17 protein-coding genes are annotated in these 20450 nt (G+C 71.6%); 2 read left to right on the forward strand and 15 right to left on the reverse strand.

Annotation, left to right across the window (positions count from 1 at the left end):
* Position 1 precedes the first annotated feature (1 nt).
* From ACWD4O_RS19760 to ACWD4O_RS19780, 5 genes are all read right to left on the reverse strand, one after another.
* Complete coding sequence (locus tag ACWD4O_RS19760; RefSeq protein WP_451281360.1) at positions 2 to 1372, reverse strand: alpha/beta fold hydrolase; 1371 nt, start codon at positions 1370 to 1372, stop codon at positions 2 to 4.
* Positions 1369 to 2166 carry a hypothetical protein gene (locus ACWD4O_RS19765; RefSeq protein WP_451281362.1) on the reverse strand — a complete coding sequence of 266 codons (798 nt, stop codon included), beginning with the start codon at positions 2164 to 2166 and terminating at the stop codon, positions 1369 to 1371. Before ACWD4O_RS19765 ends, ACWD4O_RS19760 begins: the two co-directional genes overlap by 4 nt.
* Positions 2167 to 2196: 30 nt before the next feature.
* Positions 2197 to 3324: a PP2C family protein-serine/threonine phosphatase gene (locus ACWD4O_RS19770; protein ID WP_451281710.1), complete on the reverse strand. Its 1128-nt coding sequence runs from the start codon at positions 3322 to 3324 to the stop codon at positions 2197 to 2199.
* 174 nt (positions 3325 to 3498) lie between these two features.
* Positions 3499 to 4257 carry an IclR family transcriptional regulator gene (locus ACWD4O_RS19775; RefSeq protein ID WP_451281363.1) on the reverse strand — a complete coding sequence of 253 codons (759 nt, stop codon included), beginning with the start codon at positions 4255 to 4257 and terminating at the stop codon, positions 3499 to 3501.
* 138 nt (positions 4258 to 4395) lie between these two features.
* Positions 4396 to 4779: a glycoside hydrolase family 15 protein gene (locus ACWD4O_RS19780; protein WP_451281365.1), complete on the reverse strand. Its 384-nt coding sequence runs from the start codon at positions 4777 to 4779 to the stop codon at positions 4396 to 4398.
* 304 nt (positions 4780 to 5083) lie between these two features.
* On the opposite strand from ACWD4O_RS19780, the gene ACWD4O_RS19785 reads away from it, so the two are divergent.
* Entirely contained in the window at positions 5084 to 5407 is a 324-nt protein-coding gene (locus ACWD4O_RS19785) for an antibiotic biosynthesis monooxygenase family protein (protein ID WP_451281366.1), read from the forward strand.
* 60 nt (positions 5408 to 5467) lie between these two features.
* Here ACWD4O_RS19785 and ACWD4O_RS19790 read toward each other — a convergent pair whose 3' ends face one another.
* The 8 genes from ACWD4O_RS19790 to ACWD4O_RS19825 all read right to left on the reverse strand — a co-directional run bounded on the left by ACWD4O_RS19790 (position 5468) and on the right by ACWD4O_RS19825 (position 14966).
* The gene (locus tag ACWD4O_RS19790; RefSeq protein ID WP_451281367.1) at positions 5468 to 7792 is read right to left on the reverse strand and encodes a discoidin domain-containing protein; all 2325 of its coding nucleotides are present in this window, start codon (positions 7790 to 7792) and stop codon (positions 5468 to 5470) included.
* Complete coding sequence (locus ACWD4O_RS19795; RefSeq protein ID WP_451281369.1) at positions 7789 to 8970, reverse strand: hypothetical protein; 1182 nt, start codon at positions 8968 to 8970, stop codon at positions 7789 to 7791. The genes ACWD4O_RS19790 and ACWD4O_RS19795 overlap by 4 nt, the downstream gene beginning before the upstream one ends.
* Complete coding sequence (locus tag ACWD4O_RS19800; RefSeq protein WP_451281371.1) at positions 8967 to 10400, reverse strand: alpha-L-fucosidase; 1434 nt, start codon at positions 10398 to 10400, stop codon at positions 8967 to 8969. Before ACWD4O_RS19800 ends, ACWD4O_RS19795 begins: the two co-directional genes overlap by 4 nt.
* A complete protein-coding gene (locus tag ACWD4O_RS19805; protein ID WP_451281373.1) occupies positions 10397 to 10576 on the reverse strand; it encodes a DUF6903 family protein in 180 nt (59 codons plus the stop codon). Before ACWD4O_RS19805 ends, ACWD4O_RS19800 begins: the two co-directional genes overlap by 4 nt.
* A 34-nt stretch (positions 10577 to 10610) precedes the next feature.
* Positions 10611 to 11489: a carbohydrate ABC transporter permease gene (locus ACWD4O_RS19810; protein WP_451281375.1), complete on the reverse strand. Its 879-nt coding sequence runs from the start codon at positions 11487 to 11489 to the stop codon at positions 10611 to 10613.
* Between the two features lie 12 nt (positions 11490 to 11501).
* Positions 11502 to 12473 (reverse strand): carbohydrate ABC transporter permease, encoded by a 972-nt coding sequence (locus tag ACWD4O_RS19815; RefSeq protein ID WP_451281376.1) that lies wholly within the window; start codon positions 12471 to 12473, stop codon positions 11502 to 11504.
* 1 nt (position 12474) lies between these two features.
* Entirely contained in the window at positions 12475 to 13809 is a 1335-nt protein-coding gene (locus ACWD4O_RS19820; protein WP_451281378.1) for a carbohydrate ABC transporter substrate-binding protein, read from the reverse strand.
* Positions 13810 to 13946: 137 nt separating this feature from the next.
* A complete protein-coding gene (locus ACWD4O_RS19825; protein ID WP_451281380.1) occupies positions 13947 to 14966 on the reverse strand; it encodes a LacI family DNA-binding transcriptional regulator in 1020 nt (339 codons plus the stop codon).
* Positions 14967 to 15035: 69 nt separating this feature from the next.
* Here ACWD4O_RS19825 and ACWD4O_RS19830 point away from each other — a divergent pair, with 69 nt between their 5' ends.
* Positions 15036 to 16880: a glycoside hydrolase family 35 protein gene (locus ACWD4O_RS19830; protein ID WP_451281382.1), complete on the forward strand. Its 1845-nt coding sequence runs from the start codon at positions 15036 to 15038 to the stop codon at positions 16878 to 16880.
* Between the two features lie 49 nt (positions 16881 to 16929).
* On the opposite strand, the gene ACWD4O_RS19835 is transcribed toward ACWD4O_RS19830, so the two are convergent.
* Positions 16930 to 17739 carry a VOC family protein gene (locus tag ACWD4O_RS19835; RefSeq protein ID WP_451281384.1) on the reverse strand — a complete coding sequence of 270 codons (810 nt, stop codon included), beginning with the start codon at positions 17737 to 17739 and terminating at the stop codon, positions 16930 to 16932.
* 114 nt (positions 17740 to 17853) lie between these two features.
* On the reverse strand, positions 17854 to 20355 hold the full coding sequence (locus ACWD4O_RS19840) for a protein kinase domain-containing protein (protein WP_451281386.1): 2502 nt from the start codon (positions 20353 to 20355) through the stop codon (positions 17854 to 17856).
* Between the last annotated feature and the right edge of the window lie 95 nt (positions 20356 to 20450).

Below are 20450 nucleotides of genomic sequence, written 5' to 3' on the forward strand. Positions count from 1 at the left end.
GTCAGCTCAGTCCGGCGAGGAACGGTGCGACGGTGTGGATCAGCGTGTTGTGCGCCGGGGCGGCGAACAGCGGGTCGAGGTGGTTCATCCCGTCGTCGGTCTCGTAGACGGCGTACGGGACCCGGGAGTCCGCCACGACCTCGCGGGTGGCCGAGACGATCGTCCCCTTGGCGTAGCTGGTCTGGAACGCGTACAGCGGGGTGTCGAGAGCCTGGGTGTGGAACAGTCGCAGGCCCAGTGAGCGGGCGAGGTCGGAGTCCGCGTAGGGGTCTGCGACGTCCAGGTCCACGGAGAGGCGGGCCGGCCAGTACCACTCCCACACCGCCGGTGTGGGGCCGCCCGCGTATCCGGCCGCCACACGGCTGAGGGGGGTGATGCCCGTGTCCACCCAGCCGCGTACGTCGCCGCTCTCCGCGAGGTGGCCCGAGTGCACGCTGATGACGTCGGGCCAGCCGAACCCGGCGTCCACCAGGGCGCCCAGCAGGCCTGCGTTGGTGACGGGGACCGGTGGGCGCAGGGCGTCGGGCATCCTGGGTTGCAGGACCGAACGTCCCGCCGGGTCGGTGTGGGCGTACCAGCCCGCGAGCTGGTACCAGATCTGGGTGCTCTCCGCCCGGTCGCCCAGCCCGACACCGCTCAGGGTGAGGTCGAAGACCGCTCCGCCGTCGATGGCGGCGAGGCGTTCGCGCACCTCCTCCGGTGAGTTGCGTATCGGGTCTCCCGTCCCGTCGAAGGCCCCGCGCACCCCGCCGTCGATCAGGACGAGGGCCGTGAGCTCCCGGTGGCCGGGACGGCCGTCGAAGTCCCAGGCGGCGTAGGTCATCGCGGTGGTCGCGCCCCAGGAGTGGCCGCCGAGCACCACCCGGCGACGGCCGCCGCAGGAGGCGGTCCGTACGACCGTGTCGAGATCCTCCAGGGTGCGGGACAGGCCCCACTGCGCGGCGAAGGCGGAGGCTGCGGGGTCCTGCGAGCGGTAGTGGCCGTCCAGGTAGTGGGCGGCCGGGTCGGCGCCGGCGAAGCCGGTGCGGTCGGCGAGGTTCTCCTCGCGCCGGTCGACGGCCCACACCTGCACGCCGGGCACGGACGCGACGAGGTCACGGGCGAGCTGCCGGAAGTCGTTCGCCGCCCCGAAGAATCCCGGGACCAGCACCAGGACGGTGGGCGCGCTGTCGGGGCCGACCTTGAGGACATGGACCCGGTCCGTTCCGGCCGGGCCGCCGCCCGCGCCCACCGCCAAGGGCACGTACGGCTCCGGGCCGACCGCCGAGCGCGGCCGCCCGGCTCCGGCGGCCGGACCGCTCAGGCCTGACGCGAGGGCGAGCCCGCCGGCCGTCGCGCCCAGCAGCGCCCTGCGTGACAGAGGCCGGGTCATGCGGCGCACCCGCCCACGCGCCGGGTGCTCAGCGCGATGTCGTCCATGCGGACGTCGTACGAGGAGGGGGCGGGGTCGGCCTGGTAGAGCTGCCAGCCCAGCTTGAGCGTGTCGATGCGCGGGAAGACGAAGTCGTCCGCCGTGCCGCCGTGCTGTCTCGTGGAGACGGTCAGCTCGGACTGTTCCACGCCGTCGAGGTAGACGGTGACGCGGTTGTCGCTCGCGTCGAGGTGGAACTCGACGCAGGACCAGGCGGCGGCCGTGGCGGGGGCGGAGGTCTTCCAGGACGTCCAGTCGCCGGTGGGGCCGAGATCGGAGCCGACGCCCCAGAAGTTGCCCTGGTCGGTGGGGGCGTACTGGCCGCCCAGCGGGCGGACCAGGGTGGGGACGTCGGAGCCGGAGGCCTCGGCGATCGTCCAGTGCGCCCAGTCGGGGGCCGTGGGGAACCGGTCCACGCGCAGGCGCAGCCGGGCCCAGAAGCTGTTGCCGGCGGGTGCGAGGTCGGAGAGCACGAGGAAGGCGCGGCCGTTGCCTTCGGTGCGCAGCCGCAGTTCGCGGCCGTGGCCGGTCGAGCCGGGTTCGACGGTCAGCGAACCGTGGGAGGTGTCGGTGGTCCAGCCGTGCCCCGCGGTCACCGGACCGAGCGGGAGACGGTCGAAGCTCTCCCTGACGAAGGTTCCGGGCGGGGCGGGGGCGGCCGGGGTGGAGGGACTTGCCGAGGCGGTGGGGGGTATCGCGAGCAGCGCGGCCGAGGTGGCCAACAGCGCGGCGGCGATCTTCCGCATGCGTGTCATGGCCACAGTGTGCAACACGCGACACAGCGGTCACACAGCCTGGTCCCCCAACAGCAGCCCGGGGCTTGCCGGTTGGGGAACGCAGGGCGCACCGGCACAGGCACCGGCATCGCCTTCGCCTTCGGCATCGGCCGGCTTGCGGATCAGGAGCAGCGCCGCGTCGTCGTGCAGGCGGCCGCCTACATGTGCCAGCAGCTCCTCGTGGATCGAGCCGAGCGTGCGGGCCGGCTCGTCGCAGAGGTGGCGCGCCAGTCCGTCGACGAGCGGGTAGAACTCCCGGTCCCGGTCGCGGGCCTCGATGACGCCGTCCGTGTAGAGCAGCAGCTGGTCGCCGTCGGCGAAGGGCAGCGTCTGGAGGCTGGGGGTCTGGTCGGTGAGGGCGCGCAGGCCGAGGGGCGGGGCCGGATGCGCGGTCTCCACCGCCGTGACGTCTCCGGACGCGGGCATCAGCAGCGGGGGCGCGTGTCCGCAGTTCACCATTTCCAGCTGCCCGGGCCGCGGGTATCCGGCGACGACGGCGGTGACGAAGTCGTCGGGGCCGAGGTTGCGGGCGAGGCTGCGCTCGATCCGTTCGACGACGGTGAGGAGATCGGGCTCGTCGTAGGCGGCCTCGCGGAAGACGCCCAGGACGAGTGCGGCGGTCCCCACGGCCGGCAGCCCCTTGCCGCGCACGTCGCCGACGATCAGCCGCACGCCGTAGGGGGTGGGCAGCAGCGCGTAGAGATCGCCGCCGATCCGGGCCTCGGCGGCCGCGGCGCTGTAGCGGACGGCCACCTCGAAGGGGCCGACCGTCGCCGGGACGGGCTTGAGCAGCGCGTGCTGGGCGGCTTCCGCGACCGAGCGGACGGCCGCGAGCACCCGTTCCCGGCGTGAGCGCAGGCCGGCGGCCAGGGCACTGGCCAGGGTGACGGCCGTCAGCGCGGCCAGCACGGCCGCCAGCTCGGGGCCGGGAGCGTCGTCCCGGATGCCGAGGGTCGCGCCGAGTCCGGCGGCGAGGAGGCCGATGCACAGGACACCGCGCGGCCCGTTGGTGGCGGCGGCCAGTGCGGGGCCCGCCGCCAGCAGGGGCAGCCAGATCATCCCCGCTCCGCCGAGGAGGTCGCCGAGCACGACGAGGAAGACGATCAGGACGGGGAGGGCGGGGAGGACGGGGAGCATCGGCAGGACGGCGCCTGCCACTCGGTGTCGGTACAGGTCGTGGTTCCGGGCCTGACTCATGCTTCGTCCGCAGTCCTCATCTGTGCGCCGGGGCAGTGTCGAAATGTCCGTTTCATTCAGGAAACCGGATTGCCCCGGGTCCTTACAAGGATCAGATTTTCAGATAGTGAACGATCATCCGGTGAGCGAAAGACCCCTGGTCACGCGGCTCGCGGTCGGGATCAGCCGGGCCCGGATCTGCTCCAGCCGGGGCAACTGGTCCGCGGGCAGGGAGACGCCCAGCGAACCGAGGGTGTCACCGCTGTAGACGGGGACGGCGACACAGACCGTCCCGAGGGCGTACTCCTCCAGGTCGGTGACGGCCGGGGCCTCGGGCGAGGAGTCCAGCTGCCGGAGCAGTACGGGGGCGCTGGTGATGGTCTTCGGCGTGAGGTCGGACAGACGGTGCCGGGAGAGGTAGTCCTGGCGGGCCTCGTCGTCCAGCTCCCGCAGCACGGACTTGCCGAGCGCGGTGGCGTGCCCGGCGTCCTCGAACCCGACCCACAGGTCGACGCGGGGCGCCCGGGGGCCGTCGACGATCTCGGCGACCCGGATCTCGCCCTCCTCGTAGAAGGTGAGGTAGGCGGCGGTCGCGAACTCGTCCCGCAGCGCGGCGAGCGTGGGGCGGACCCGGCTGAGCAGCGCCTGTCCACGGCTCGTGGTGTGCAGTGACTGCAGCCGGTCCCCCAGGATGAACCCGCCGTCCTGGAGTTTTCGCAGGTAGCCGTCGTGGACCAGGGTCCGCAGCAGGTGGTACGTGGTGGCCAGGGGCAGCTCCGTCTCGCGTGCCAGCTGTTTCGCCGGCGCGCCGTTCTCGTGCGCGCTCACCGCCTCCAGCAGCCGGAAGGCCCGCTGCACGGAGCTGATGAGCGTGGGGCCGTCCCGCGCACCCATACGACCAGCGTGCGCCGTCCACCCGGCACAGGCAAGGCGGTCGAAGATCAAGTCAGGGTGTGGGGCGACAGCGCCGCGGTCGATGCGAGGACCGCGGTCGCGAAGGACTTGCCTCAGGGGGACGGGGCTGAGCGAGCTCTACGGGGGCGGAGAGACCGACGTCGAGGAAGTCCTGCCGCCGCCCGGGACCCGCGAGCTGCCGGGAGCCGACGACACCGCGGAACTGCCGCCCCACCCCGGGGACTGACGGATCAGTTCCTCGTCGAGGGACACGTGGTCGAAGGCCGTCCAGCACATCAGCCGGCTGCAGGTGAAGTGCTGCCGGCCGCCGCGGGTCTCCCAGATGCCCTCGTCGGGGCGGTCCCAGTGCTCGGTGAGCCAGTCCAGCAGGGCGGCCAGGCCCAGCCGGCCGTCGTAGCCGGCCCGATGGGCGAGGTCGTCGGTGCGGGTGAGGGCTCCTCGAAGTCCTCCCGCAGCCCGTCGGCGGTCGGTGCGGCGGGCGGTTCCGCTCCCGTGGCCCACACGGTCAGCACGACGGCCGCCCGCTCGCCGTGGCCCAGCTCCACGCTCCCCCGCACGTCCTGGCCGTCGCGTTCCAAGGCCACCGGCCCCGCGCTCTGCAGGAACGCGTCGGTGCCGGGGCCCGTGAAGTGCGCGATGCCCGGACGCAGGTCGAGCCGGTGGGCCGCGCGGGCGTAGTCGAAACGGACCCGGCCCCGGTTCACCCGCATGACCCGGACCAGTCGGCGGACGGCACAGCACCTCGGGCCGCGAATCCCCCGGCCCCGTGCGTCGCCTCCGCGCCCGGGGGAGGCAGGATGGGGGCATGAGCGTAGTCAAGATCAACGTACTGACCGTGCCGGCCGAGCAGCGGGAGACCCTCGAGAAGAGGTTCGCCGCGCGGGCCCACGCCGTGGAGAACTCCGACGGCTTCGAGTGGTTCGAGCTCCTCCGCCCGGTCGAGGGCACCGACACCTATCTCGTGTACACGCGGTGGCGTGACGAGGAGTCCTTCAAGGCGTGGCTGGAAGGACCGATGAAGGCGGCGCACCGCGGAGGCACGGAGGGCGAGCAGGCCAAGCCCGCGGCTTCGGGCTCGACCCTGTGGTCCTTCGAGGTGGTGCAGCAGGCGGCGCCGAAGAGCGAGTAGCCCCCCGAGGGCCTGTCCGGACGGCGGGTGGACGCGGTGGCGTCCACCCGCCTGGGGCCGTCAACTGCGGTAGACGGCGATCTCGGTCAGCGTCGGGGTGTACTGCTCCGTCGCGATCTTCCCGGTGAGCGCCACCCGCAGCCGGGAGGTCGTCACGGTGCCGAAGCCGGTCACGGTGAGATCGTGCCCGATGCCGGTGGCGCGGCTCGCGAAGGTGACCCAGGCGTCGGTTGCGGCGTTCCATCGCTGCAGGTCGAACGACTGCACCCGCGGGTTGGTGCCCGAGTCGGTGTACTCGTCCAGGTAGACCTCGTCGAAGGCGGTGTCCGCGCCGAGGTCGATGTCGAGGGTGATCGGATAGGTCGCGTCGTCCGCGGCGGCCCAGCGGGTCGTGGGACTGCCGTCGGTCAGCTTGTCCGCGGTGAGCGTTCCGTTCGCTCCCGGGTGGGTCGAGCTCGCCGTGACCGGTCTGCCGAGCGCGAGGTCGACCCGGTTGTCCGTCTCCTCCTCGATCGGGTCGTCGTCCACCGGATCGGGGACCCGTGGGCCGATCCGGCTCTCGGCGATGCCGATGTCCGGTGCGTCGCCGTGGTAGAGGGGCGTGCCGAGGAAGTCCTCCGTGCCCAGGTGCGGGTTGTAGCGGCCGGCGTCGACGAGCGGGGAGTCGTCGCGCAGCGCGAAGTGCGCCGCGGCGTCCCGGATCCGGTCCACGCCCGCTCCGGTGACGTAGTCGGCCGGGTCTCCGACGAACCGGGGATCGGCCCGGGTTCCTCTCGGGTCGGCCGGTTCCTGGGTGGAGTGGGCGCCGCCGGCCTCGTAGTAGTCGTTGTTCGAGAAGACGGCCTGTCGTAGCGCGCCGGTTCTGCGGTACCAGGGCGTCGACGTCGTCGTCGAAGTGTTGTAGAAGATGTTGTTCAGGAAGTAGACCCGGCTCAGGAACGTCTCGTCGTGGACGTAGTCGAGGTCCGCGCCGTCGTAGACGAAGGTGTTGTTCGTGAAGTACGTCGGCGAGTAGTTCGTCGACAGCATGTTCTTCACCAGGACGCCGTTGTCGTTGACGCTCAGGTTGTAGCGGGCGATCGAGTTCGAGCTGTTGCCCATGTAGGCCATCCAGCCCGCGGCGTTGTCGTGCGAGTAGTTGAACTGGTACGTCACGTTGAAGTTGGTGTACTCGAGGTCCCAAGGAGTGCCGTCGTACTCGTTGTTCGGGCCGCCGTAGACCTCGTTGTACTGCATCACCGAGTCGGCCCCGGCCCACAGGTAGAGCCCGCAGGAGACCGCGTCGTAGCGCTTCAGGAACCCGTTGACCTCGTTGTACTCGACCGTCATGTTCTTGGTGTTCGCGAGCTGGATCGCGCCCTGGCCGATGCTCTCGGCGTAGTTGTGGCCGATGTAGACGTCCCGGCTGTACAGGTCGCGGGTGCGCACCCAGAGCTGTTCCCAGCCCTCGTGCCACTTCCCGTTCTCGTCGTACTGGCCGGCGTTCGTGCCGTCGGCCGCGAACCAGTTGAACGCGAACTGGACGGCGTGCAGTTCGACGTTCTCGAAGGTGTTGTTCTCGATCCGGACGTCCTTGAAGTAGTAGCCGCCGGTCGCGTAGTCCTTGTAGCTCTTGCTGCCGAAGACCTGGAAGTCGACGGCGCCGTAGTGGATCTTCTGCCAGTGGCTCGGGCCGTCGAGGTTGTGGACGAACACGTTCGAGATGCGGAAGTGGTCCATGACGCTGTCCGCGCCGGCGGCCAGCAGGTCGGCGTTGATCGAGACCATGATGCCGTCGCGGACGTACGTGCCGTCGGTGATGTCGGTCGCGAAGTCGTCGTCGTTGGACAGTTCGACGTTGTCGATGTCCCAGTACTGCTGGTTGCGCAGCACGATCGAGCCGGTCAGTCCGACGGTGGCCGGGTTCTTGGTGCCGTCGGCCCGGAACGGGCTCGGCACCTTGCCGTTCGTCGCGATGTAGGGCCGGCCCGCGTTCGGGTCGCCGTACGCCGAGACGGTGATCGGCCTGCCCGCGCTGCCCGAGCCCTTCGGCCACAGCTGCTGGTCCTGCCACTGCTCGCCGGCCTTGAGCAGGATGCGGTCGCCGGGCGCGAACGTCGTCGCGTTGGCCTTGGCGAGGGTCCGCCAGGCGGTCGCAGGGGAGGTGCCGGCGGCAGTGTCGCGGCCGAGCGTGGCGTCGAGGTAGTAGTCCTTGCCGCCGGTGGTGTTCGGCGAGTTGCCCGGCCAGACGGCCTTGACGGCCACGCGGGCGGGGGTGCGGTGCGGGGCCGTCGTGGCCTGCGCCGCGGGCACGAGCGCGCCGACGAGCAGCGCGGCGAGCAGGGCGACGAAGCCCGCGTACAGCATCCGTGGGGAACGTGGTGGTCCGGTGTCGACGGGTCTCATGGCTGCACGTCCTCTGCGTTGATGGCGTCCACCGCCGAGGTGTCGACATCGATGTCGCTGTGGTCGACGCGGCGCTGGAGGTACTGGTCGAACTTCTTCTCGACGAGCGACTGACGGATCCGCCGGGAGTACTCGGCGAAGGCCTTGTCGTCGTCGACGTTCTCGCCGACGAGCTCGTAGTAGGTGATCTGGCCGCTGCCCGGGACGGGGGCGGAGATCGCGCCCGGTGCGAGCGGGCCGAGCACCGCCATGAGGTCCTGGTCGTGGGCGTTCAGCCCGGTGGAGCCGCCGCCGTCGTAGGTGCCGGTCGTGAGCCTGGCCCCGGGTTCCCGGGCGGCGACGGCCGCGAGGCTCCCGGCGGCGGTCACCCGCCGTTGCAACGCCGCGGCGTGGTCCGCGGGGGCGCCGGCCGGCACGGGCACGACGAGCTGCTCGTACTCGTAGGTGGTCGCGTTGGCGCTCCAGGCGTCCCGGTCGGCGGCGAAGGCCTTGCGGACCTCGGCGTCGGTGACCTGGAGCGGGGCGTCGGCGCCGCCCGTGCCGAGCTGCTTCTCGAGGTTCGTGGTGAGCTCGGTGAGCCGGTGGGTGTAGTACTCCTCGGGGGAGAACCGCGTGACGCCGTAGACGGTGCTGCCCGCCGCGATGCCCGCGGCACGGGACCGGTTCTCGTCGGACAGCTCGGCGAGGAAGTCCGCGTGGTCCACCGAGTCGACCAGCCCGCGTTCCTTCGCGAGGACGAGCGTGGTCTTGTCCCGCCAGATCTCGTCGAGCGCACGGGTCTCCAGCCGCTGGAGCGCGGTCTTGTCACCGGCCTTCGCGTTCCAGTCGATCGTGCCCTGCAGGTGGTACTCGTTGCGCAGTTCGTTCTGCACGGTCGGCGCCAACCGCCGCATGTGGAAGAGGAGTTCGTCCCGGGTCACGGGGTGTCCGTCGAGGGAGGCGACCCGGTCGGCGGTGCGGTGGCCGAGCAGCGTCAGGCCGACTGCGGTCAGGGCGACGAGCGCGGTGCACAGGCCCGCGACGATCAGGGCGACGGCCCGGCGCGAGAGCCTGCGGGCGGTGACCGGCGCACGGGACGGGCTCGCCGCACGCGAGACGCTCGGCCTGCGCGAGGTCGTCGGCCTGCGGGAAGTGCTCGGCCTGCGCCGGGTGCCCGGTCCGGGCAGCGTGCCCTTCATCGGGCCGCTCCGATCGCGGCCACCCGGGCGACGACGGGGGTGTCCCGCGCCTGCGGCACCTCGACCCGCACGGCGTCGACCTCGGCCGGACGGAACGTCAGGATGCGCTGGTGGCCGACCGCGTTCGCCTCGGCGAGCGTCGTCCAACGGCCCTCCCGCCGGCGGCCCCGGACCACGACGTGCTCGATGCGCTGGCCCTGGGCGATGTCCTCGCCCACGACGACCGCCTCGACCGTGCGGGGTCCCGCGAACTCCAGGGTGACCCCCGGCAGGGGATCTGTCGCGTCCGGCCGCCAAGGGGCGCCCACCCTGCCGGGCCACGCGGTCGCCGCGTCGCCCGCCGTACCGGAGGAGACCGTCACGGTCGCCGCCTCGATCCGCCGCGCGCGGAAGTCCTCGATGCGCCGCCCGAGTTGCTCCAGCACCGCCACATCGGCGTCGCGCAGCCGTCCGTCGGCGGCCGGCGGGACGTTGAGCAGGAAGCAGGAGTTGCCGCCGACGGCACGCTGGTGAACGGTGAACAGCTCGTCCACGGTGCGGACTTCGGCGTCCTCGGCCGGATGGTGGAACCAGCCGGGCCGGATCGAGGTGTTGACCTCGGCCGGGTACCAGACGAGGTCGTCCTCGTGCCCGGCGAGCGCGGCGCGGCTGCCGAGGTCGCGGTCGTCGCTGCGCACGAGCCGGGCGAAGCGGCCGTCGTCGGCCTGCTGGGAGCGGTCGGCGGTGCGCTCGGCGTCCTGGAGCGCACGCGGCACCACGCTCCACTCGTCGGGACGGGTGTCCCCGGCCTCGTTGCCGCACCAGCGGACGTCGGGCCCGCACACGCTGATGACCGCGTCCGGCTGGAACTCGCGGATCACCGCGTAGTACCGCTCCCAGTCGTAGAACTGGCGCTTGCCGTTCGGGCCCTCGCCGTTCGCCCCGTCCAGCCATACGGAGAACACCGGCCCGTAGCGGGTGAGGAGTTCGGTGAGCTGGGCGACGTAGAAGTCGTCGTACGCGGTCCCGGAGCCGTAGGACGCCTCGGTGCGGTCCCAGGGCGAGAGATAGATCCCGAACCGCAGACCGTGCCGCCGGGCCGCCTCGGCGACCTCCGCGACCACGTCGCCCGCGCCGCCCCGCCAGGGCGACGAGGCGACCGAGTAGGCCGTGACGTCGCTGGGCCACAGACAGAAGCCGTCGTGGTGCTTGCAGGTGAGGATCACTCCGGTCATCCCGGCGCTCTTCAACGCCGTGATCCACTGGTCGGCGTCGAGGCCGGCCGGGTCGAACAGCGCCGGGTCGTCGTGGCCCTCGCCCCACTCCCGGTCCGTCATGGTGTTCATGCCGAAGTGCAGGAAGCCGTAGAACTCCATGGTCTGCCAGGCGAGTTGGCGGCCACTCGGGCGGATCTCGGCCGGCGTCCGCCCGGTCTTCGCCGCCGCGGTCACCGGAACCGCCGGTTGTAGGCGGCGAGCAGGGCCAGCAGCGCGGCCAGCGCACCGAGCATGACCGCGAGGTGCCCCCAGCCGACCGTCGTGCGCGCGGTGACGACGAGCGCGACGCATGCTGCCGTGACGAGCGTACGGGCGGCGACCAGCAGCGCCGTACGCGTCGAATCCTTCATGTCTGTTTCCTTCCGGGGTCGCCCACGGGGGCGGTCAGCCCTTCACTCCGCCGGCCGCGATGCCCTCGATGAGCCGGCGCTGGATGACCGCGTAGACGATGAGGACGGGCACGATGACGATGACCATGCCGGCGTAGAGACGCCCGTAGTCGGCCGCCGCCTTCTGTGCGGTGAACAGGTTGAGCAGGCCGACCTGCAGGGTCTTGCCCTCGCCGGGAAGCAGGGTGAGCGAGATGATGAAGTCGTTCCAGTAGGCGAGGAAGTTGAACAGGATGGCGGTGGTGACCGCCGGGCGCGCCATCGGGAGCATGATCCTGGTCATGATCCGGAAGCGGGACGCCCCGTCCAGGGCGGCGGCCTCCTCGTACTCGACCGGTATCGACCGGAAGTACGCGGTGAGCAGGTAGATGGTGAACGGGATCGACGTCGCCGCGTAGACCAGCGACAGGACCGCGGGGTTGTCGATGAAGAAGCCGCCGGGGAAGACGTCGACGAGTGCGCGGTCCCAGTCGACGAGCATGAGGAAGATCGGTACGACGATGTAGTTGACGTTGACGAACAGGCCGCCCAGCAGCGCGATCTCCACGAGGCGGCGGCCGCGGAACTCGTACCGGGCGACGACGTAGGCCGCCGGCACGGAGACCGCCATGACGAACACCAGGCCGAGCAGCGTGACGAGCACCGAGGTCAGGAAGTACCGGCCCATGTGCGCGGTGACGAACGCGTCGGAGTAGTTCTGGAAGTGCAGGCTCCCGGGCAGGGTCCAGGGGCTGCCGAAGAACTCGCCCTTCTGTTTGAGCGAGGCGAGCAGCACCCAGACGACCGGCACGGCGATGGCCAGCGCGAGGGCGACGACGAGGGCGTGGGTGAGCAGCCGGGCGGCGCGGGGGCGAGAGACGGGCGGTGCGGTCATGGGGGTCCGTCCTCAGAACTGGAGGGGCTCGCGTCGCGTCGCCCGGCTCACCAGCAGCGACACGAGGAAGGAGAACGCGAAGACGACGACACCGATGGCCATGCCGTAGCCGTACGAGGAGTTCGTGTACGCCTGCTTGTACATGTAGTTGAGCAGGACGTCGGAGGAGCCGTCGGGTCCGCCGCCGGTCATCGCGCGGACGAGGACGAAGCTGAGGTTGACGGAGCTCATGATGAAGAAGGTCAATGTCGTGCGCAGGGTCTGCCAGATGAGCGGCAGGGTGAGGGCGAAGAACTGGCGGACGGCGGACGCTCCGTCGAGAGCGCTCGCCTCGTAGAGCTCCTCGGGGATGCTCGCCATGCCCGCCATGTAGAGGACCATGTAGTAGCCCAGCGACTGCCAGACCATGGCGATCGCGACGGAGTAGATCACGATCTTCTGGTCGCCGAGCCAGATCTGCTGCAGGCTGTCGAGGGACAGCAGTCGGAGCGTGCCGTTGAGCAGGCCGTTCTTCTGGTCGTACACGGCGGAGAAGATCGCCGCGATGACGACCACCGAGAGCACGTTCGGGATGTAGAGGACGAAGCGGTAGAGGCCCCGGCCGCGCAGCTTCTGCCGGGTCATGATCGCGGCGAGGAACAGGCCCGAGCCCATCGTCACGACGGTCACCACGACGAGGAGCGCGACCGTGTTCTGGAAGGCGCGCACGAACTGGTCGTCGTCCAGGAGGCGGCGGAAGTTGTCGAGGCCCACGAACCGCATGTCCGGGGAGAACCCGCTCCAGGTGTAGAGCGACATCCGGAACACGTTCACGGTCGGGACGACCATGAACACCGCGAAGAGCACCAGTGCGGGCAGCAGACAGGCGAGCACGAAGCCGGTGTTGCCGCGTCTGCGGGCCGGGCGGGGCTTCGCCGGGGGCGGCGTCGCCGGTGCGTCCGGTGCGGGCGGGGTGGAGAGGGGGGTCGCCGTGCCGGTCCGCACCTCAGTCGCCCGCCTCGCGCAGCTTCTCGCTGGCCTCGTTCAGCGCGGACTGCCACTTGTCCTCGGTGGTGTCGCCGCTGATGACGCTGTTGGCGGTGTCGAAGAGCGTGGCCTTGATGTCGACGCCCTCGACGGGCGCGGTGCTCGCGAACCCGCCGACGAGCGCGGCGACCGACGGATCCTCGTACACCTTGTAGAACTCGGCGTTCTCCCCGGTCAGGCCGGCGGCGATGCCCTCGATCGGCTGGACGGCGTTGGACTTGGCGAAGGTCTTCGCCGCCGCGTCGGAGTAGAGGTAGGCGATGAAGTCCTTGGCGGCGTCCTTGTTCTTGGCGGCGCTGGGGACCCAGACCGACTCGACCGACGTCGTGATGTAGCGCTTGCTGCCCGCGGTGACGGCCGGCAGCGGTGTCAGGGCCCACTGGAAGCCCGTCGCGCGCGGGGCGTCCGCCATCTCGCCGACGATCCAGGTGCCGTTCGGCATGAACAGCGCCTTGTCGTCGAGGATCAGCTGCTGGTTCTTGGTGAAGTCCTGCTCGTTGGCGTACCCGACGGTGGTCGGCGCGGCATAGCTCAGCAGCCGCGTGGTGATGTCGAGGGCCTTGCGGGCGTTCGCCGACTTCCAGACGTCCTTCTTGTACGTCATGACGTCGGTGTAGAACTGCTCTCCGCCGATGTCGGCGAGGAGGGCGAAGAAGTACGAGTCGAGGTAGCCGGCGGTGGGGTAGGTGAACAGCGGTATGCCCTGCTTCTTGGCGGTGTCGCCGAGCGCGAACATCTCGTCCCAGGTGGCGGGGACCTTCCAGCCCTTCTGCGTGAACAGGCCCTTGTTGTAGAAGAGTCCGGTCGGCGCGTAGTACATCGGCATCAGATACGTCTTGCCCGCGCCGTAGGGGTCGGTGTTGAGGTTGCCGACGATCCCCTCGGTGAGCTTGTCCCCCACGGTCTTGTCCTCGCCGGGGACCTTCGTCTTCAGCACCGGGGTGAGGTCTTCGAGGGCCTTGTCCTTGATGAGGGTCTCGGTGAGGGCGGCCTTCCGGCCCTGGCCGAGGACCACGACGTCCGGGTAGCGGCCCGCCTTCATGTTCGGGGTGATCTCGTCCTCGATGCTCTTCGAGATCTGCAGCTGGACATCGATGTCGGGGTGCGCGGCCTCGTACTCCTCGATGACCTGCGTGTACATGGCGCGGCCGTAGCCGCCTTCGAGGGCGGCGACCTTGAGGGTCGTCCGGCCGGAGTCCGAGCCGCTCCCGTCGCCGGACGAACAGCCGGCGAGCAGTCCGAGCACGGTGACCGCGGTGCCCGCGGTGCCCGCGAGGACGAGCGATCTCCTCATAGGGGGTCCTTCCCATGGACAGAACAAGCCCGGTAGCCACCCGGATTGTTACGGTGGCACCGATAACATGAGGCCTTACGGTGGCACCGATCCCAGGCGGACGCAAGGGGCCCACGGGAGCCTTTTCGGGATACGGGTCAGGAGCGGCGCGGCGGGGCCGTGGAGTCGCGCACCGACAGCGAGGCGGTGCCGGCCGGCTGGTCGACGCCGGCCTCGTCGCCGTGCAGCAGCAGGGCGACGGCCGCCGCGCCGTAGCGGTAGAAGTCCTGCCGCACGGTCGTCAGCGACGGCGAGCAGTAGGCGGCGAGGGCGATGTCGTCGACGCTGACGATGGACACGTCCTCGGGGACCGAACGGCCGCGCTCGCGCAGGGCGCGGATCACCCCGAAGGCCATCTCGTCGCTGGCGACGAAGACCGCGGTCACCTCGGGGATCATGGCGATGATCTGCCCCTGCCGACGGCCCGAGTCGGGCGACCAGTCGCCCTCCAGGACCGGCGGCGGCTCGATCCCGGCCGCGGTCAGGCACTCCTGCCAGCCCTGCCGCCGCTGCCGTGCCTCGATCCACTCGTCGGGTCCGGAGACGTGCCAGACCTGGCGGTGGCCGAGGTCGAGCAGGTGCTGGGTGGCGATCCGGCCGGCCTCCTGCTGGTCGATGCCGAGGACCCGGGCCCCCGCGGTCCGCGAGCCGTCGAGGGTGACGGTCGGGATGTCGCGGGTGATGTCCTCCATCTTCGGCGTCACGGAGATGAGCGGCACGGCGATGACGAAGCCGTCGACGCCCTGGTCGGCGAGCTTGGACAGGGAGCGCTCCATCAGGCCGGTGTCGAGCGCGGCGATGGTCGCGATGTTGACGGCGTACCCGGCCTCGCCCGCCGCCGCCTCGACGCCGGCGGTCACCGCCGAGCGCGAGTAGTACCCGCCGGACGCCAGCAGCACGAGTCCCAGGGTGTGGCTGCGCCCGGAGGACAGCGCCCGGGCGGCGCTGTTGAACCGGTAGCCGGTGTGTTCCACGGCGGCGAGGACGCGCCGCCTGGTGTCGGGGTTGACGTTCGGCGAGCCGCGCAGCGCGCGGGACACGGTCTGCGCCGACACCCCGGCGGTCCTGGCCACGTCGGCCATGCTCGGCTGCCTCGGCCTCTCGACGCCCTCGGTCATGGCGCGCCCCTCTCCCGCGGCCTGCCCGCGACGTCGTCCCTGTGGCTGATCCTATCCGTCTTGTTACGCATGGCATCGATAACATACGCTCGCACCGTGACTGAGCCGAGCACGACCCCCATCTCCCCGGCCCACACCACGACCGCCGCGCTGACCTGGCAGGGCGGCCGCCTGTACCGGCAGGGCGTCCCCCATCGCATCCTGTCCGGGGCACTGCACTACTTCCGCGTCCATCCCGACCTGTGGCGGGACCGGATCCGTCGGCTCGCCGACCTCGGGCTCAACACGGTCGACACCTACGTGCCGTGGAACTTCCACCAGCCCCATGCGGATCGGGCGCCGCGCTTCGACGGCTGGCGGGACCTCGAACGGTTCGTGCGCACGGTGGACGAGGAGAGCCTCGACGTCGTCCTGCGGCCCGGCCCGTACATCTGCGCGGAGTGGTCCAACGGCGGCCTGCCGAGCTGGCTCACCGGCCGGAACGTCGCGCTGCGCAGCTCGGACCCGGCGTTCACCAACCCCGTCGGCCGCTGGTTCGACGAGCTGATCCCGCGCCTCGCCGCGCTCCAGGCCTGCGAGGGCGGGCCGGTCGTGGCGGTGCAGGTGGAGAACGAGTTCGGCAGCTTCGGCGACGACCAGGCCTATCTGCGCTGGAACCGGCGGGCGCTGATCGCGCGAGGCATCCGGGAACTGCTGTTCACCGCCGACGGACCCACCGAGCTCATGCTGGACGGCGGCACCCTGCCCGGCACCCTGACGGCCGTCACCCTGGGCTCCAAGCCCGACGCCGCCCGGGAGCTGCTGGCCGCGCGGCGACCGGCCGAGCCGTTCGTGGTCGCCGAGTTCTGGAACGGCTGGTTCGACCACTGGGGCGAACGGCACCACGTCCGCGAGGTGGAGAGCGCGGTCGGCACCCTCCGCGGCATCCTCGCCGACGGCGGCAGCGTGAGCATCTACATGGCGCACGGGGGCACCAACTTCGGGCTCTGGGCCGGCGCAAACGAGGACCAGGGGCGACTGCAGCCCGTCGTGACGAGCTACGACTCCGACGCGCCGATCGCCGAGGACGGCACTCTCACCGCCAAGTTCTTCGCCGTGCGCGAGGCCCTGGGCGTCCACGGCCCCCTCCGCTCCCCCGCACGCCTGCCCACGCTGGCCCCGGCCCGCGTTCCGCTCGCCCACCGTGCCGACCTGCTCGCGGGACTGCGCTCGGCGTCGGCGTCGACCTCGACCGGGGCGCGCCCCGCCACCTTCGAACAGCTCGGGCTCGACGCCGGCATGGTGCTGCACACCGCGCATCCGCGCATCCCGGCGGGCGAGCACCGACTGCTCCTCACCGACGTACGCGACCGGGCCCTGGTCTTCGTCGACGGCGCCCTGCTCGGCGTCGCCGATCCCGGTTCCCCGCAACTCCCGCTGCACGGAACGGGCGCGGTCGTACGCCTGGAGGTGCTGGTGGAGAACCTCGGCCGGGTGAACTACGGGCCGGGCATCGGCGGGCACAAGGGCCTGCTGGGCCCCGTGCTCGTCGACCGGCGGATCGTGCAGGGCTGGGACAGCACGCCGGTCGCGCTGCAGGAGTGGTCCGCCGCTGAGTTGTCCGAGGCGGTCCGCGGCGGTCCCGCGACCACGGACGCCGGGTTCGCCGTCGCGACCCTGCAGGTCGACACGCCCGCGGACACCTTCCTCGCGCTGCCGGGGTCGAGCCGCGGCCTCGTCTGGGTCAACGGCTTTCTGCTCGGCCGCTACTGGGAGATCGGGCCACAGGTCACCCTGTACTGCCCGGCGCCGCTGCTGCGGGCGGGCGAGAACACCGTGACGGTCCTGGAACTGGAACGGCTCGGCGGAATCGTGGAGTTGCGCGAGGGCCCCGAGCTGGGACCGCCGCAGGAGTACGTGGAGGAGTTCGACTGACGAGGCTCTCGTGACGACGCCGACGCCGACGCCGCCCGGCCGAGCGCCGTCAGCTCTGGACCGGGGCGAGCACCACGAAGTCCGCGCCGGACGGGTCGAGGCAGACGGCGAGACGGCCCACGCCTTCCGCGTCCTCCGGTCCCATCTGCACGGTGCCGCCGTTGCCGGCGACGGCGGAGACCGCGGCGTCGCAGTCGGTGACGGCGAAGACCGGATGCCAGTACGGCCGTCCGTTCGCCAGGGCGAGGACCTCCTTGCCGACCTCCATCAGACCGCCCTGCATACGTGCCTCGGGCGCAAGCCCCGCCGGGGTGATGAGCGTGTACGTGCCACCGCCGCCCGGCATGGCCATGTCGCCGTACTCCCAGCCGAAGACGGTGCCGTAGAACTCCTTGGCGGCCGCTGCGTCGCTCGTGTAGAGCTCGGTCCAGGAGAGCGAGCCCGGCTGGTCCGCCAGCTCGAAGCCCGCGTCCTGCCCCGGCTGCCAGACGGCGAACTGGCCCCCGAGCGGGTCGCTGTACTGCGCCATCCGGCCCCATTCGTCGAGGTCCCTCGTCGGCACCCGCACCGTGCCGCCCGCCCGCTCGACGGCCTGGGAGGTGGCGTCCGCGTCCGTGACCCGGTAGTAGATCATCCAGGCGGAGCGCGCGCCCTCCTCGGTGAGCTTGCCGAGCCCGGCCACGACCTTGCCGTCCTTGCGGAACATCCCGCCTTCCATGTCCTCCCCCGCGCCCTCCATCTCCATCGGCTCGTACTCCCAGCCGAGCACCGCGCCGTAGAACGCCGCGGTGGCCGGGACGTCGGGGGCGCCGAGGTCCAGCCAACAGGGGGCGCCGGGGGTGAGGTCGGTGGTGATCACGACGGTTCCCTTTCGCAGGTGCTGTGTGTGACCAGCCTGACACCCGACGCCGTCCGTCGCGCGTCGGCTGCCTCCGTCGCCCGTCCCGTGTGTCCCGTCGCCCGCCGCCCGTGCTCAGGTGACGGTCAGTCCGTAGGCCCGGTCGAAATGCTGGGCCACGAGGTGTCCGGCCCCGTCGCAGGAGAGCTGCCAGTCGTTGACGCCGGTCTCGCGGCCGTCGGTGAAGTTCCACAGCAGACGGCCGGAGGCGGCGTCGATCGCATAGAAGCCGTTCTTGTTCTCGAAGGCCGGGACGTAGAGGGTGCGCGCCCCCACCGCGATCGGGTTCTCGACGTTGAGGCGGGGCGTCTCGCAGAACCAGCGCCGGGAGCCGTCGGCCGCGTTGAAGGCGTGGACGCCGTAGGGGTCGGTGCCGGTGGCGTAGACCGTGCTGCCGGCCGCCCCGAGGGAGGCGTACATGCCACGTTCGGCCTTCGTCGACCAGCGGGCCTTCCCGTCGCCCAGGTTCAGGGCGAGGAGCTCGGAGCCGATGGCGAAGACCGTCTGGTCGAGCACGGCCAGACCCGGCCGCAGGTCGTAGCCCACCGGGTGCCGCCAGCGCAGGGTGCCGCCGTCCTGGGTGTCGCGGACCGAGACGTTGCGCAGCCCGTCGGCGTAGACGAAGTACTGGGAGGTGATGACGGGCTTCAGCGGAACACCGACGTCCTCCGGGTTGATCGGTATGACGAGGGCCTGGCGGGCCTTGAGGTTGACGCCGAAGACCGCGCTGGTGGACGTCGCGACTCCTTGTTCCGCCGACCGGCGCTGCAGACTGGCGCCGAGGACCGAGACGGCGTAGCCGTCATAGCCGCCGAGCAGTTGTTCGAACTGGTAGTCCGCGCCGAAGTCGAGGGTGAACCGCTCGACGCCGCTGGCCGGGTCGACCCCGATCAGGGTCGCGCCGGTGCCGAGCGCGACGGCGGCGTCGTCGGTCAGCAGCACGGGGGTGGGCGAGAGGCTGATGCCCTGGTAGACCCATTTGGGCTGGGCGCCGTTCTTCAGATCGAGGCAGATCATGTTGCCGGGGCGGGTCTTCAGCAGGGCCGTGCCGTTGCTGAAGACGGCCGGGGCCTGCAAGAGCGGGCCGCCGCGGTAGACCCAGGTCGGCTCCGGGGCCGGGCCGAGCGGGCGCACCGCCTGTCCGCTGTCCCTTCCCCGGGTGACGAGGGCCGCTCCGCCGACGAGGGCGGTGGCGGCGGCCGCGGCGAGGATCACGCGCCGGGTGACAGCGGAGCGGGCGGGGGCGCGGTGGTTCACGGGCGTGGCGGAACGTTCCGGCAACGCCTCCTCGGGGCGCGAGAAGGACTCCGCTTCCGGCCGCCCTGAGCCCTCCCCTGCCGCCGACTGCGCCACGTCGGCGGCGCCGACGGCATAGGCGGCGACGCCACCCGTTCCTCGGGCGCACCCCTCTCCGGCCCCGCCGTCGTCGGCCGTGCCGTACGCCGACCGCCCCGCCGTCTCCCGACCCGAGCCGTACTGGCCCGCCGTCTCCCGACCCGAGCCGTACCGGCCCGCCATCTCCCCACCCGAGCCGTACCGGCCCGGCGCGACCGGCTCGGGGGCGGGTGCCTCGGCGGAGGCCGGCGAGGGAGCCGGGGCCGGGGCGGCGGCCGGTGCGGACGCCGAGGCGCGGGGCGGCGCAGCGGCGTTCGCCCGGACCGGGGCGGGGGCCGGGGTCCGCGCGAGGTGGTCGAGGTCCCGCGCGGCCGCGCGGTGGTCGGCGACCATGGCGGCCACGCGCGCGGGCAGCCACCCCGGGGTCAGCACCTGTTCGGCGCCTCCGGGAGCGCAGGCCGCCGAAAGGCGGTCGGGGCTGATGCGAAGCGCCGGGTCCTTGGCGTGGCAGAGGCTGATGATCTTGTCCAGCGGCTCGGGCACCCGGGTCAGATCGGCCGAGCCGTGGACCACCTGGTAGAGCAGCGCGGCCACCGCGGCTCCGCTGAACGGCGAGTGTCCGGACGCGGCGAACGCGAGCACCGAGCCGAGGCAGAAGACGTCTCCCTCCGGCCCCATCGGGTCACCGGTGGCCTGCTCGGGGCACATGTACTCCAGGGAGCCGAACAGGCCTCCGGTGCCGGTGAGTTCATAGCCGTCCCGGGCGCGGACGATGCCGAAGTCGATGACGCGCGGGCCGTCCTCGGCGAGCAGCACGTTGGACGGCTTGAGGTCGCGATGCACCAGCCCTTCGGCGTGCACCGCGATCAGCGCCTCGGAGATGCCCGCGCCCAGCGCGAGGACCGTCTCCACCGGCAGCGGGCCGTGGGCGGCGACTGCCTCGGCGAGGGTGGGGCCGGGGACGTAGACGGTGGCGAGCCATGGCGTCTCGCCGTCCGGTGCGGCATCCACCACGGGTGCCGTGTAGACGCCGCCGACCGCCGCCGCGGCCGCCACCTCACGCCGGAAGCGGATACGGAAGTTCTTGTCCTCCGCCATCTCGGGACGGATGACCTTGACGGCGACGGTGCGGCCGGCCGACGACCTCGCCAGATAGACCCGGCCCATACCGCCCGCGCCGAGCCGGGCGAGAAGACGGTAGGGGCCTAGCTGCTCGGGATCTTCTGGGCGCAGTGGCTTCATGCCCTCAGCCGCCTGTTCTTCGTGGTGACGGGTGGGAGTCCCGTGCACGCTGCGGGGGAAGGCCCGGTGGGGGTCTGGGAAACAGACTAGGGGCA

Source organism: Streptomyces sp. NPDC002623 (assembly GCF_053592635.1).

Coding starts and splice junctions, on each gene's coding strand:
- ACWD4O_RS19770 (WP_451281710.1), bottom strand. CDS start 3,324: ATGCTCCCCGTCCTCCCCGCCCTCCCCGTCCTGATCGTCTTCCTCGTC.
- ACWD4O_RS19805 (WP_451281373.1), bottom strand. CDS start 10,576: ATGAAGGATTCGACGCGTACGGCGCTGCTGGTCGCCGCCCGTACGCTC.
- ACWD4O_RS19825 (WP_451281380.1), bottom strand. CDS start 14,966: ATGACCGAGGGCGTCGAGAGGCCGAGGCAGCCGAGCATGGCCGACGTG.
- ACWD4O_RS19820 (WP_451281378.1), bottom strand. CDS start 13,809: ATGAGGAGATCGCTCGTCCTCGCGGGCACCGCGGGCACCGCGGTCACC.
- ACWD4O_RS19810 (WP_451281375.1), bottom strand. CDS start 11,489: ATGACCGCACCGCCCGTCTCTCGCCCCCGCGCCGCCCGGCTGCTCACC.
- ACWD4O_RS19765 (WP_451281362.1), bottom strand. CDS start 2,166: ATGACACGCATGCGGAAGATCGCCGCCGCGCTGTTGGCCACCTCGGCC.
- ACWD4O_RS19760 (WP_451281360.1), bottom strand. CDS start 1,372: ATGACCCGGCCTCTGTCACGCAGGGCGCTGCTGGGCGCGACGGCCGGC.
- ACWD4O_RS19790 (WP_451281367.1), bottom strand. CDS start 7,792: ATGAGACCCGTCGACACCGGACCACCACGTTCCCCACGGATGCTGTAC.
- ACWD4O_RS19840 (WP_451281386.1), bottom strand. CDS start 20,355: ATGAAGCCACTGCGCCCAGAAGATCCCGAGCAGCTAGGCCCCTACCGT.
- ACWD4O_RS19775 (WP_451281363.1), bottom strand. CDS start 4,257: ATGGGTGCGCGGGACGGCCCCACGCTCATCAGCTCCGTGCAGCGGGCC.
- ACWD4O_RS19830 (WP_451281382.1), top strand. CDS start 15,036: ATGGCATCGATAACATACGCTCGCACCGTGACTGAGCCGAGCACGACC.
- ACWD4O_RS19795 (WP_451281369.1), bottom strand. CDS start 8,970: ATGAAGGGCACGCTGCCCGGACCGGGCACCCGGCGCAGGCCGAGCACT.
- ACWD4O_RS19785 (WP_451281366.1), top strand. CDS start 5,084: ATGAGCGTAGTCAAGATCAACGTACTGACCGTGCCGGCCGAGCAGCGG.